General features: G+C 68.9%; 11 protein-coding genes. 7 read left to right on the top strand and 4 right to left on the bottom strand.

The genetic code is table 11. The annotated features are described in order from the left end of the window. Window positions 1-154 precede the first annotated feature (154 nt). The 5 genes from NP4_RS24795 to NP4_RS24775 all read left to right on the top strand — a co-directional run bounded on the left by NP4_RS24795 (window position 155) and on the right by NP4_RS24775 (window position 5,700). Entirely contained in the window at window positions 155-1,267 is a 1,113-nt protein-coding gene (locus NP4_RS24795) for a hypothetical protein (RefSeq protein WP_245998450.1), read from the top strand. Beyond that, window positions 1,254-2,732 (top strand): P-loop NTPase family protein, encoded by a 1,479-nt coding sequence (locus NP4_RS24790; RefSeq protein ID WP_114755845.1) that lies wholly within the window; start codon window positions 1,254-1,256, stop codon window positions 2,730-2,732. Before NP4_RS24795 ends, NP4_RS24790 begins: the two co-directional genes overlap by 14 nt. Window positions 2,733-2,993: 261 nt before the next feature. After that, complete coding sequence (locus NP4_RS24785; RefSeq protein ID WP_068002340.1) at window positions 2,994-4,826, top strand: phosphoenolpyruvate carboxykinase (GTP); 1,833 nt, start codon at window positions 2,994-2,996, stop codon at window positions 4,824-4,826. 208 nt (window positions 4,827-5,034) lie between these two features. Then, window positions 5,035-5,229 carry a hypothetical protein gene (locus tag NP4_RS24780; protein ID WP_068002338.1) on the top strand — a complete coding sequence of 65 codons (195 nt, stop codon included), beginning with the start codon at window positions 5,035-5,037 and terminating at the stop codon, window positions 5,227-5,229. Window positions 5,230-5,400: 171 nt separating this feature from the next. Next, window positions 5,401-5,700, top strand: coding sequence for a hypothetical protein (locus NP4_RS24775; protein ID WP_062508113.1), 300 nt, complete (start codon window positions 5,401-5,403; stop codon window positions 5,698-5,700). Between the two features lie 2 nt (window positions 5,701-5,702). Here NP4_RS24775 and NP4_RS24770 read toward each other — a convergent pair whose 3' ends face one another. Beyond that, complete coding sequence (locus NP4_RS24770; protein ID WP_068002336.1) at window positions 5,703-6,476, bottom strand: class I SAM-dependent methyltransferase; 774 nt, start codon at window positions 6,474-6,476, stop codon at window positions 5,703-5,705. Window positions 6,477-6,587: 111 nt separating this feature from the next. Here NP4_RS24770 and NP4_RS24765 point away from each other — a divergent pair, with 111 nt between their 5' ends. Beyond that, the gene (locus tag NP4_RS24765) at window positions 6,588-7,772 is read left to right on the top strand and encodes a glycosyltransferase family 4 protein (RefSeq protein ID WP_068002333.1); all 1,185 of its coding nucleotides are present in this window, start codon (window positions 6,588-6,590) and stop codon (window positions 7,770-7,772) included. Here the strand turns inward: NP4_RS24765 and NP4_RS42165 are convergent. Together NP4_RS42165 and NP4_RS24755 are read right to left on the bottom strand one after the other, a co-directional pair. After that, window positions 7,753-8,586 carry a VOC family protein gene (locus tag NP4_RS42165; RefSeq protein WP_211335950.1) on the bottom strand — a complete coding sequence of 278 codons (834 nt, stop codon included), beginning with the start codon at window positions 8,584-8,586 and terminating at the stop codon, window positions 7,753-7,755. The two genes, NP4_RS24765 and NP4_RS42165, sit on opposite strands and share 20 nt — an antisense overlap. Before the next feature lie 5 nt (window positions 8,587-8,591). Beyond that, complete coding sequence (locus NP4_RS24755) at window positions 8,592-10,409, bottom strand: MmpA family trehalose lipid delivery protein (protein WP_245998452.1); 1,818 nt, start codon at window positions 10,407-10,409, stop codon at window positions 8,592-8,594. A gap of 48 nt (window positions 10,410-10,457) precedes the next feature. Here NP4_RS24755 and NP4_RS24750 point away from each other — a divergent pair, with 48 nt between their 5' ends. Beyond that, window positions 10,458-11,888: a polysaccharide biosynthesis protein gene (locus NP4_RS24750; RefSeq protein WP_174556172.1), complete on the top strand. Its 1,431-nt coding sequence runs from the start codon at window positions 10,458-10,460 to the stop codon at window positions 11,886-11,888. Here NP4_RS24750 and pgfA read toward each other — a convergent pair. Beyond that, window positions 11,885-13,003 (bottom strand): cell envelope lipid trafficking protein PgfA, encoded by a 1,119-nt coding sequence (pgfA, locus tag NP4_RS24745; protein WP_068002507.1) that lies wholly within the window; start codon window positions 13,001-13,003, stop codon window positions 11,885-11,887. The two genes, NP4_RS24750 and pgfA, sit on opposite strands and share 4 nt — an antisense overlap. Between the last annotated feature and the right edge of the window lie 68 nt (window positions 13,004-13,071).

Below are 13,071 nucleotides of genomic sequence, written 5' to 3'. Positions count from 1 at the left end.
ACAGTGCAACCCGATGCGTCTCCGTGCGAATTCCCCAGGGCGGCTCGAATACTCGAATACCTCGATGTGAGCGACGACACAATGTATTCGGCGCCGGTACCGACAAATGCGATCTCTTCTGACAGAATTTTCCGCCGGAAGGGGGTGCCAAACCGTGTCGACAGGCATCGTGTCCTCGGTTCCGGTCAGCGATTACGGCGGGCGCACACCGGGACTCGATCAACTCCTGGCCACCCTGCGCCTCGGCGACGATCCGGACCTCGCCGAGGCGATCGCCCGCCGACGCCGGCCGCTGCGCATCCAGGTCACCGGCCGGTCCCGGGCCGGTAAGAGCACCCTGCTGCGGGCGCTGGCGCTGATCTCGGCCGAGGAGACCGATCCGGTGGACGAGCCGGGCCGGGCCGATCCGGTTCTGGACGGCGATCTGGTGGTGTACATACTCGCCGCCGCGCCGCAGGCGGCCGATCGCCGCATCCTGGCCGGGCTGGCGCGGGATCGAACCCTGGTCGTATTGAACAAGGCCGATGCGATCGGATCGCGCTGGGTCGACGCTGTCGCCGCGGCCGACCGCTGCGCCCGGGAACTGGGCCTGCCGGTACTGCCGGTGGTGGCCGCGCTCGCGGAGCACACCCGCGCGGGTATGCCGGGCGAGGACGATCTGCGCACCCTGCGCCGACATCTGGACCGCGCCGACCCGGCCTTCACCCTCTCGCCCGAACTGTTCACCGCGCCCGCCGCCGGGCTCGACACCGCGGATCGGCAAGCGCTGTTGGATCGCTGGAGTCTCTACGGCGTCGCCTGCGCGCTCACGGCGCTGCGCCACGATCCGACGCTGGGGCCGGGTCCGCTGCTGCAACTGCTGCACGCCGCGAGCGGCATCGACGCGTTGCACGCCCTCGTGCACACCGACTATCAGCGGATCGTCGCCCAGCGCGGCGGTGAACTGCTCGACGAACTGGCCCGCCTGGCCGCCCGCGCGGTCCCGAACTCCGGCTCGCGCGCCCGCGATTCGATCGAGGACTATCTGGCCGGTGACGAGGCGCTGGGACTGGGCATCCAGGCGGGCCTGGCCTGTCCGCAGGTCCGGCACCTGGCCGCGGGCTATCCGTCGCCGGAACCGGTCGATGCCGATGACGCGCTCGCACGCGCCGAACGCTGGCGCGCGGTCGTCTCGAGCGATATGTCCGCCGCGGCCCGCCGGGCCGCGATCCGCGTGCACAACGGCTATGTCCGCCGCTGGGAACGGATGCGCGGTGCCGGACTCTGATTCGCTGTCGCCGCAGGTGCTCGCCGTCGTCGCGCGCTGGAATCCGCAGGGCAGCGCGCTGTTACAGGCCGCCGCCCCCACATCGCCGCAACATCCGGCCCCGGGCGCGACGGTCACCCTGATCGGCCCCGACGATGCCACCACCGCCCAGTTGCGCGTGGAACTGGCCCGATTCGAACCGCATCTGCCGCTGTCGGATCCGATCGCCGATCCGGCCGTCGCGACGCTGCCGCCCGGTGCGGTGCTGATCCTGCTCGACGCGGGTGCGACCCTCGGCGCGGCCACGCTGGAGCTGATCATCCGCCTGCATGCCAACGGCTCGCGAATCGTCTTCGCGCTGAGCGGATTTCACGCCCACGCGGATTGGCGGATCGTCGCCGAACGCGATGCCGCGCTGCTGGCCCCGGTCCTCGGCGGCGAGCCGGAGATCGTGCCGGTCTCCGCGCGCCTGGCCGTGGCCGCGCGCGGGAACGGCGATGCGGCCCTGCTGGATCGCTCCGGCATCGGCACGCTGCACGCCCGCCTGATCGCCGCGCTCGGCGGCCCCGGCGCCGGGACCAGGCCCGAGGTGATCGAGCGGGTCCTCGCCGATACCCGCCAGCGCATTCGCGATCAGGCCGAGGCGCTGCGCTCCGGCGCGGCCGTACGTCAGATCCGCGAGGAGCGGGCCACGCTCACGGCCAATCGCGACGGCGGGCGCGCCCAGGCCATGGCGACCCTGCGCAACCGCCTGCATCTGGCCCGGATGGATCTGCTGCACGAGGTCGGCGCGCGCATCCGAACCCTGAATACAACGGCCCGCGCCGAATTGGACCGCCTGGCCCGGCGTGCCGCCGAGACCTATCCGGGGCATCTGCAGCATGCCGTCGACGCGCTCACCACCGAACTCGACGCGATGGTCGGCCGTCGCCTGATCGAACTGACCCGTCAACTCGAGGCCGTCACCGGCCCGGCGCCCGCCGCGATCCAACTGGTCCCGCGCACGGATCCGCCGCCGCGGGTGGGCCCGGATCCCGAACCGCGCCACCGCGGCGTCGAGGATCATCTGATGATCGCGCTGGGCGCTTCGGGCGGGTTCGGTCTGGGCCGACTGGTCGTCGCGCCGCTGTCGCTGGTGCCCGCGCTGGACTACGCGACCGTACCGGTGACGCTGGCGCTGGGCGGCGGCGTGGCCTACTGGGTGGTCCGAGCGCGCGGTCATCTGGCCGATCGAGCCCATCTGCGGCAGTGGGTTTCCGACGCGCTGGTCAATGTGAAGGCCCAACTCGAGCAGCGGGTGGCCACCGCGCTGGTCGAGGCCGAGGCTCAGCTCACCGATCAGGTGGTGCGGGCCAGCACCGTGCGGGTGATCGAGGCCGATCACCGCATCGCCGAACTCGAGGCGCAATTGCGCCAATCGAATTCACATCGCCCGGCGCAATTGGCGGCATGTGAACGCGACCTTTCCGTACTCGACGGGGGGTAGTAACACATTCGGGGGCTTGACCGGGGCAGGTTTGGACCGGATATCGAGTGAGCAACCCCATTCCGTACCGGCGGTCACATCGCGTTAACCTCTTTACACAGGAACCTGGGCGTCCGCTTCGTCCTTGTACGCCGTCCAGCCGGGGCGTGCTTCACGGCAAGCCGGAGCGGGTACCCTCCGCCAACGGTGGCTCCCAGCGTCGCGAGCTGTGCCTTCGCCCACTCGACCCGCCCCTGTGCCGCCCCATTCAGGAGAGTTTTCATGACCTCAGTGACCATTCCTGGTCTTCGCGGATCCGATGGCACCGCCCCGACAGAGCACGCAGGGCTGCTCGCCTGGGTGCAGGAGGTAGCAGAACTCACCCAGCCGGACCAGGTGGTCTGGGCGGATGGTTCCGACGAGGAATGGGATCGGCTGACCAAGCAGCTGGTCGAGGCCGGAACCTTCAAACAGCTCAATGCCGCCAAGAAGCCCAACTCCTTCCTGGCGCTCTCGGATCCGTCCGATGTGGCCCGTGTCGAATCGCGCACCTTCATCTGCTCGCGCGAGGAGGCCGACGCCGGCCCGACCAACAACTGGGTCGCGCCCGACGAGATGCGCAAGACCATGACCGAGCTGTACCGCGGCTCGATGAAGGGCCGCACGCTGTATGTGGTCCCGTTCTGCATGGGCCCGCTCGGGGCCGAGGATCCGAAGCTGGGCGTGGAGCTCACCGACTCCGAATATGTGGTCGTGTCGATGCGCGTGATGACCCGGATGGGTAATGCGGCGCTCGAGAAGCTCGGCTCGGACAAGCCGTTCGTCAAGGCCCTGCATTCGGTCGGCGCCCCGCTCGAGCCGGGTCAGGCCGATGTGCCGTGGCCGTGCAACGACACCAAGTACATCACCCACTTCCCCGAGGATCGCGAGATCTGGAGCTACGGTTCGGGTTACGGCGGCAACGCGCTGCTGGGCAAGAAGTGTTACTCGCTGCGCATCGCCTCGGCCATGGCCCATGACGAGGGCTGGCTGGCCGAGCACATGCTGATCCTCAAGCTGATCTCCCCGGAGAACAAGAACTACTACGTCGCGGCCGCGTTCCCGAGCGCCTGCGGTAAGACCAACCTCGCGATGATCCAGCCGACCGTGCCGGGCTGGCGCGCGGAGACCCTGGGCGACGACATCGCCTGGATGCGTTTCGGCAAGGACGGCCGTCTCTACGCGGTGAATCCGGAGTTCGGTTTCTTCGGCGTCGCGCCGGGCACCAACCACAAGTCCAACCCGAACGCGATGGCCACCATCGAGGCCGGCAACACCGTCTTCACCAATGTCGCGCACACCGACGACAACGATGTGTGGTGGGAGGGTCTCGAGGGCGAGCCCGATCACCTGATCGACTGGAAGGGCAACGACTGGTTCTTCCGCGAGACCGAAACCCTTGCCGCCCACCCGAACTCGCGCTACTGCACGCCGATGTCGCAGTGCCCGACGCTGGCTCCGGAATGGGACGACCCGCAGGGCGTGCCGATCTCGGCGATCCTGTTCGGCGGCCGCCGCAAGACCACCGTGCCGCTGGTGACCGAATCCTTCGACTGGCAGCACGGCGTGTTCATGGGCGCCACCCTGTCCTCCGAACAGACCGCCGCGGCCGAGGGCAAGGTCGGCACCGTGCGCCGCGACCCGATGGCCATGCTGCCGTTCATGGGCTACCACGTCGGCGACTACCTGGGCCACTGGATCAATATCGGCAAGAACGCCGATGCCGCGAAGCTGCCGAAGATCTACTACGTCAACTGGTTCCGCCGCGGCGCCGACGGCCGCTTCCTGTGGCCCGGCTTCGGTGAGAACTCCCGCGTGCTGGAGTGGATCATCAACCGCATCGAGGGCAAGGCCGACGCCGAGCCGACCGTGATCGGCAATGTGCCCACGGCCGCGCATCTGGACCTGGACAACCTCGATGTGAACCCGACCGATGTCGACGAGGCGCTGCACGTCGACGCCGCCGAATGGCGTAGGGAGATCCCGCTGATCGAGGAGTGGTTCGAGTTCGTCGGCGACAAGCTGCCCTCGGGTGTGCGCGACGAATTCGAGGCGTTGAAACAGCGCCTGGGATAGGGGTTGACACCGACCGCCCGCACCGCTGCACGCGCGGTGCGGGCGGTCGTTTATTCTGTGCCCTATTCTGGGTGTTCTACATCTCATGACTGACCAGTTCGATTTCAGGTAGTTAGGCCATTCGAGTGCACTGATTGCCACGCCGTTGCTCGCGGATTCTGGTCCGTCCGCGACCCGTCGGGCCGAATAACAGAGATGGGTGGTTGGGATGACCGATCTGCAGTTCGACGCCCCCCTTGTCCCCGCGTTGTCCGATGCCGGAGCGAGCACGCCACTGCATCGCGCGGCCTGCCGCCTGCAAGCGGTCCTGCCCCCGGGTTGGTCGGTCGACATCGTCGATCCTCCCCTGCTGTCCGAACGTGGTCGCCAGGCCATCCTGCGTGTGCGTATGCCGGAGAACTGAGCACATCCGGCAAACCGGCTAATTCACGGCATTCGAAAAGCGCGAAATCCTACCTCCCGGTTCGCTTTTCGCAGAACGCACTATTGCGTTCTGAGGCTCGTCGGAGCATGCTTATAGCAATCTGCTTTGCCCGCTCGATTTTTCAAATGCAATCGCAGGGGAGTCCGAGTCATGGCGGTGCAAGTGGTCGGCCGGTCCTTGATGACCAGCGATCAGACCCCACATCAGGCGAGATGTGTCGGCATGGGTGGATGGGTGGTGTCCTTCCTGCCCGGCCGCACGCTCACCCTCGAACAGGCCGCGGCCGCGCTACAGGCCGCGGAAGCGGTTGCTGCGGTGCGTGCCCTGGCCGACAGAGTGGGGCTGACCCCCCTCGAAACAGTCGGACTGGCAATGCAGGAACCACCCTGGAGCGAACAACCCGCGCACAGCGGCCGCCGCTCCTGGCGGCGCGGCCGACTCGAGCGCTAGCGTCACCGCTTGGCGACCACTACGACGAGGTTGCTGACCAGCAATTCACGAAGTCCGGGCACGCGCACCAGCCACCACGCCCAGCGGGGGTGATATCGGGGGAAGGCGGCCAGCACCCGGCCGCGTGATCCGAGGCGTTCCGCCCAGCGCAGGCCCGCCGCCGCGGTGACCACGAACAGCGATGTGCCGAAACGATTCTTGGGTTCCCGGCCGGTGCGGCGGCGATAGCGTCGCGCCGCGTATTCGCCGCCCAGATAATGCCACGGCCCGGTTTCGTGTCCGCCGAACGGACCCAGCCACACGGTGTAGGAAAACACCATCAGCCCACCGGGTTTGGTCACCCGCAGCATCTCCTCGGCCATATGCCACGGCCGCGGCACATGTTCGGCCACATTGGAGGAGAGGCAGATATCGACCGCGCCGTCGCGAAACGGCAGCGCCATCCCGGAGCCGCGCACCGCGCCCGGCACCCGGAGGCCCGCGGCGTGCATTTCGGTCGGATCCGGCTCGACCGGAATGTAGCGCGCGCCCGCCTCGGCGAACCGATCGGCGAAGTATCCGGGCCCGCCGCCCACGTCCAGCACCGTCGTGCCCGACAGATCGCGACCGGTCAGATCGCGATGGAAATCGGCGACCAGATCCAGGGTGTCGGCGGCGATCCCGCCGTAGAACAGACCCGGATCGGTTTGCTCGAAACGGAAACTGCCCAGCAGTCGCAGTGATCGGCGCAGGGTGGCCCGACGTGCGAAGACTGTCGGCGGAAGGTCTCGAAGCATGGCGAATCAGTCTCGCACAGCGGTCCGTCGGGAGCCCGTCGGCCCAAGCTGTAGGGTGGACCCACTTGTCCCTAGATCATCTGGAGTTGTGCCGTGTCCGAACCCGGCAGAGTGCGTGAGGTGCTGTTGCTCTGCTGGCGCGATACCGGACATCCGCAGGGGGGCGGTTCGGAACGCTATCTGGAACAGGTCGGCGCGCGGTTGGCCGCGCGCGGCATCAAGGTGACCCTGCGGACCGCGCACTATCCGGGTGCGCCGCGGCGCGAGCGCGTCGACGGTATCGACATCAGCCGTGCGGGCGGGCGCTTCACCGTCTATCCGCGGGCGCTGGCGGCCATCGCGCTGGGGCGGCTCGGATTCGGTCCGCTGCGCGGTATCCGGCCCGACGCGGTCGTCGACACCCAGAACGGCATCCCCTTCTTCGCCCGCGCGGCCACCCGGGCCCCGGCGATCGTGCTGGTCCATCACGGACATCGCGAACAGTGGCCGGTGGCCGGTCGATTGATGGGCCGGATCGGGTGGTGGATCGAATCGCGGTTGTCCCCGCGGGTGCATCGGCGCAATCAATATCTGACGGTGTCGCTGCCCTCGGCGGAGGAATTGGCGACCCTCGGCGTGGACCGCCAGCGCATCGCCGTGGTGCGCAACGGCGCCGAACCCGTTCCCGCGCAGGCCCCGACCGGATCCGCGGCGACCCGGACCGCGCATCCCAGCATCGTGGTGCTGTCGCGGCTGGTGCCGCACAAGCAGATCGAGGACGCGCTGGCGGTGGTCGCCGGGCTGCGGCATCGAGCGCCCGGGCTCCGCCTGGATGTGATCGGCGACGGCTGGTGGGCCGACAATCTGAAAACCCGTGCGCGCGAACTGGATATCGATGCCGCGGTCACCTTCCACGGCCATGTCGACGAATGCCGCAAACACGAATTACTCGCCCGCGCCTGGGTGCATGTGCTGCCGTCCCGCAAGGAGGGATGGGGGCTGGCCGTGATCGAGGCCGCCCAGCACGGCGTCCCGACCGTCGGCTATCGCAGTTCGCGCGGGCTGACCGATTCGATCGTGGACGGGGTGACCGGCACGCTGGTCGATGATGTCGCCCAACTCACCGAGGCCGTCGGTGAACTGCTCGTCGACGGCGGCGAGCGGGCGGTGATGGGGGAGAAGGCCCGGATCCGGGCGCGCGAATTCTCCTGGGAGCAGACGGCGGGCGGGGTGTACGAGGTACTGGCCGCCGCCGGCCGCGGCGAATTCGTCGCGGGCCTGGTGCTCGGCCGCGCGGTCACCGATCGGGTGGCATGACGAACAGGCAGAACGGATGTCCGGCCGGATCGGCGTAGGCGTACAGCGGTTCCACCGGATCGTCGAATTCGTCGAGCAGCAGGATCGCGCCGAGGCCGAGTACCCGATCGTCGTGCGCGCGTAGCTGTTCGACGTCCGGCAGTTGGAAGTCCAGATGAAGCTGTTGCGGCACTTCGGGTTCCGGCCAGGTCGAGCGCTGGAGTTCCGGAACGGGCTGGAATGCCAGGCGGATTCCGCCGGGGCCGAGCAGGCGTCGCCACGTCGGCGGATCGGGCTCGTCGGCGGCGGGCGGTTCGTCGCCCGGGGCGTAGTCGTAGCCGGTGAGCTTCCGGTAGAACTCGGCCAGACCGCGGGGGTCGGTGGTGTCGAGGACGACCGCTCGCAGCGCGGGACCGGCCTGTTCGGCCGGGTAGTCGCGGATGGCCACGATGCAGAACGGATGTCCGGAGGGGTCGGCGTAGGCGCGCAGCGGTTCGTCGGGATGATCGGTGCGGTCGAGCAGCGTGGGTGCGCCCAGGGTGAGGATGCGCTCGTGCGCGTTCGCCAGTGCCGCGCGGTCCGGGACGATGAGATCCAGGTGAAGTTGTTGCGGTACTTCGGTTTTCGGCCAGGTCGAACGGGGCAGCCTGTCGACCCGCTGGAACGACAGGCGAGGTCCGCCGTAGGGATTACGCAGCGCGAGCCATTCCGGATTCGCGTCGGTGATCGGTTCGTCCTCGGGGATGTAGTCCCAGCCGAGCAGGTTGCGGTAGAACTCGGCCGATACACGGGTATCGGTGGTGTCCAGGACGATCGAGCGCAGCGTCATCGGCATACCGGTCATCCTGTCGCGGATTCGACCTCCGCGGAGCGGGTTTCGGCGCGCCGGGTCAGCAGTCGTGCCAGCGGTCCGGCGAGCAGCAGCAGGGCCCAGAGCAGATGCGCCGCGATGGCGAGGTATCGGTGGACGGCGTGGCCGGGGGCGCGGACGTCGGCCGGATCGGATACTCGATACAGCGTGAGATCGCCGTCGGTATAGCGGGAACTCAGGTGTGCCAGGGTATTCGCGGAATCGCCGAGCGGGCCCGGGGTCGTATGTTCCACCAGCACCCAGCCGACGCCGCGCGCGGCGAGGTCGGCCGGTTTGCCACCGTGCAGCAGGATTTGTTCCACTTCGCGGGCGCGGCTGCCCTCGCCCGCGACGATGCGCCCGCGTACCGGAAGTTCGCCGGTCTGCAGGACATCGCGCGGTAGCATGCGCGGCGCGGGGTCGAGAACCGGAACCCGGCCGCTGAAGGGGAATTTGCGGAACATGCCCGCCGGGAGCACGGCGATATCGCCGGGCCCGTCGACCGCGGCGGCGACGCGCTGCCAGGCGGGCGGGTAGTGCACCGGCCGCAGCGCAGCGCCGACGCCCCAGGCCAGATCCGGCAGCGTCACCACCGGCAGGGCGACGAAAAGCGTTGCGATCAGCGGTAATGCGTCGACCTCGGCGGCGCGCGTGCGGATCGTCGCGGCAATGGCACGGCAGCCCGCCGCCGCGCAGAGGGTGTAGGCGGGTACGGCCAGGGCCACGTATTTCTGGGTATCGCGCAGCAGTCCCGCACCCGGGACCCGGGTCACCAGCCATTCGCCGATCTGCAATCCCCAGCCGGTGGCGCCCAGTGCGGGCAGTGCGATGGCCGCGACGGCGATGACCAGCAGCATCCGGCGCGCGCGTCGTGTCGCCGGATCACCCGGCGCGGCCACGCCCCGAATTCCGGTCGCCACGATCGCCAGCAGGACCACCGTCGCCGCGAGTGCGAAAAGCGTTGTCCGCGAACCTGGTACGGCATCGGCATTCCAGATTCCCCCGAGCCCGGCCAGGCTGCCGAGCGTCCCGAGTCCGGGTTCGGCCCGGGCGGCGAAGGCCGTGATCCCGGCCGGATCCGACGGTTCGGCCCCGCCGCCGGACAAGACCGTGGCGATCAGCCAGGGCGCGGAGGCCGCGAACCAGAGTGGCAGCGTCCAGACAATATGGCGCTTCCCGACGAGTACGAGGGTGACCAGTCCGGCCAGCAGCGCTCCCGTCGGTGTCAGCCCGGCCACGGCCATCAGACTCGCCAGGGTCGCCCAGCCACGCAACGATTCGGGTCGGCTCGTGATCTCGGATGCGTCCCGATCCGCGCCGTGGGCCATCCCGGACGATCGAATTCGCCGGGCCGCCAAGGCGGTCCACGGCAGGGCGGCGTAGCCGGTGAGCAGGCTCCAATGGCCCTGTAGGAGACGTTCGGCCACATAGGGATTCCAGATCGCCAGGGTGGCGGCGACCAATTGGGGGCCGAGGGATACGCCCAGCAGGCGACGGGCCAGGGCGGCCGCGCCCCAACCGGCGGCCCACAGTGCCGCCACCAGAATCACTTTCACGGCGATACCGCCGTCGAGCAGCGGCGAGATCGCGGCCAACAGGCCGTCCTGCGGTACCGCGCGCGGGGCGGCGTCGCCGAGCCCCAGCGCCGCATCGGTCGGATAGGACCGCGGCGTGCTGACCGCATCGCGCAGCAGCAGACAGCCCGGACCGAGCAGCGGACCGGTCACGAGCAGAGCCAGGGCGAGGCTCCAGGCGGCCGGTACGATCCGGTCCCGCAGCCCGCCGACGTTCCGGCCAGTCTCGGTCACGCTCAGCCACCCTACGTGCCCCCGGCGCCGAGGTGGCAGCATGGCGGGGTGCCTGCCTTACGTCGTCTACCCGTGGTCGCGGATCTGACCCTGGTGACGGCGGGGGCCATGATCGCCAATGTGGCCGGATACCTGCTGCAACTGCTCGCCGGACGCTGGCTGGGCGTCGCGGGCTACAGCGAATTCGCGAGCCTGCTCGCCGCGCAGACCCTGTGCGCGGTCCCGGCCATGGCCCTGCAGAATGTGGTGGCCCGCCAGATCGTGCACGGCGCCTCGGTCGCCGCGGCCCGCGCCCTCGGCCGGCGCTGCGCCCTGATCGTCGCCTCGGCCGCCGCGGCGCTGATCCCGCTGGTCGCCACCACCCTGCACGTCAGCGTCGCCGCCGCGGCGGGCGCCCTGATCTCGGCCCCCGGCCTGGTCGTGCTCTCCACCGAACAGGGCATCCTCCAGGGCGCCCACCGCTTCCGCGCCCTCGCAACAATTCTCGGCGCCAATGGCGTCCTACGCGCCGCCCCCGCCTTGATCGCCCTCGCCGCGGGTGCGGGTGCGGCCCCCGCCCTCTGGTCCGCCGCCGCGGGCCTGGCCCTCGCGACAGCCTTCGCCTACCACGCCACCTCCGCCGAACCGATCCCGCCGAACCGCACGGGAAATACCTCTGCGTGGGGCGCACCGCCCGAACCGCGACCGACCTCGGCGAAAGTCGAGCGCTCCGAATCGGAAACTTCCTCGGCGGGAAGTGCGGCCCCCGAATGGGAAACTCTTTCGGCAGGAAGTGCGGCCCCCGAATCGGAAGCTTCCGCGGCGGAAGTTGTTGTCCCCGATCGGGTGTTCATCTCGGCCAAGGCCGGTGGGGTGTGGGCGGTGTTGCGCGCGGCGCAGGTGCAGGCGGCGTTGATGGCGTTGTCTTCGGCGGATCTGCTGGTGGCTCGGGTGGTTCTGGCGGATGCGGATGCCAGTCGGTATGCGTTGGGGGCCATTGCCACCAAGATCGCGTTCTGGTTGCCGCAGGCGGTGGGGGTGGTGCTGTATCCGCGGATGGCGCAGCCGCAGCATTCGGCGCGGGCCGTGCGTGACGCGCTGGGGGTTTTGTCGGCCGTGGGGGTGGTGGCCGTGGTGGGAGCGGCCGTATTCGCGCCGCTGGCATCGCTTTTCGCGGGACGGGACTACGCGCCGATCGAGGGACTGCTGTGGTTGTTCGCCCTCGACGGGGCGTTGCTGGCGCTGCTGCAGGGGGCGCTGTTGTCGGCGATCGCGGTGGATCGCACCGCACCGGCGGTCGTCACCTGGATCGGACTCGCGGTCGAGGTCGCGCTCGCGCTGACGCTGGTCGGCACGCTGCCCGCGCTGATCACGCTCGCGACCGTCGTGGCCGCGGCGGTCACCGTGACCATCATCGCGCTGGTGCTGCTGGCCGTCGGTGGTGAAAACAAAGGCTCCCCGGAGTCGACCTCCGGGGAGCCTCGGCAGCGAATTCGCTAGGGCCGCTTGCCCAGATTGATCTGCTGAGTGGGCTGATCGTCGGCGCCCGCGTCGGCGGGGGTCCGCTTGCGCACCACCCGGCCCGGCTTGTCCTCGCCCCCGCCGAACAGGCCCAGCACCAGACCCACGATCAGCGCGACGGCGCCGATGACGCCCAGCACCATCGGCAGGATCCGGCTGTAGAGCGACAGCTCGTCGGTGTACTTCTTGGCCTCGGCGATCTGCGAGTCGACCGTCTTCGGGTCGAAGACCAGGTTCGACTTCAGCGCGGTCACCTCGGGCTTGGCGGCCTCGCGCGCGTAGTACAGATGAATCTGCTCCGCGCCCTTGATGACCGTGCCGGTATCCGGCTCGACCCACACATCGCGAATATCGGTGTAGAAGCGATCCATCGTCACATCGCCCTCACCTTCGACGCCCCATTTGGCGGCGGGGAAGGTGAGCTTGTTGGTCGGCGCGTTCACGACCTTGGCCAGATCGGTCGGGGGGACCTGCTGCTGGAAGTGGTAGACCTTCAGATCGTTGATCTCGGTCTCCTCGACGAACTTCATATCGAAGGACTTGCGCGCGTTGATGTCGAAGTACGGGTAGTCCTTCTTCTCGGTCCCGATCGGGAACCGGTACTGCAGGCCCGTGTGCTGCACCGGATCCGCGACGCTCTCACCCTTGCTGTTCACCGCGGCCGCGATGGATCCGTTCGGATCGGTGTCGACCGGCTGACCGGTCTTGCGGTCGATGGTGACCCGGTCGATGGTCGCGGTGAGCAGGCCGGTGTCGCCCTGCTTATCGATGCGCCGCAGGGTCGAACCGGCCTGCACGGTCATCTCGGTCTTGTTGGACGGATCCTCGACCGTAAGGAAGCGCTGCGAGATCAGCGACACGTTCTGATCGACCTTGGCCGGACCGGTTCCCGAGGTCAGCGACTTGGAATCCAGCACCTCACTCGGCGCGTTCGGATTATTGGTCGCGATCGTGGTGATCTCGAGATCGAGGGGAGTCTTGGCCAGCTGACTCACCGCATACGTGGGTGTCAACACTGCCGCGACGATCAGCAGCGTGCCGAGCCCTACGAGCACGCAGGCAACCGTCCTCTTGGTACCGGCACCGAGTGCCATGCAACTCTCCTCGTCGTCGAACAGGCCGTTCCGGTTCGAACTCCGTACCACACGGCGTTCGTGAGCCC

The organism is Nocardia pseudobrasiliensis NBRC 108224 (genome assembly GCF_001613105.1).
Taxonomy (GTDB): Bacteria; Actinomycetota; Actinomycetes; order Mycobacteriales; family Mycobacteriaceae; genus Nocardia; species Nocardia pseudobrasiliensis.
The sequence above is the reverse complement of the archived record's forward strand: the minus strand, read 5'-3'. Positions and strand labels throughout refer to the sequence as shown.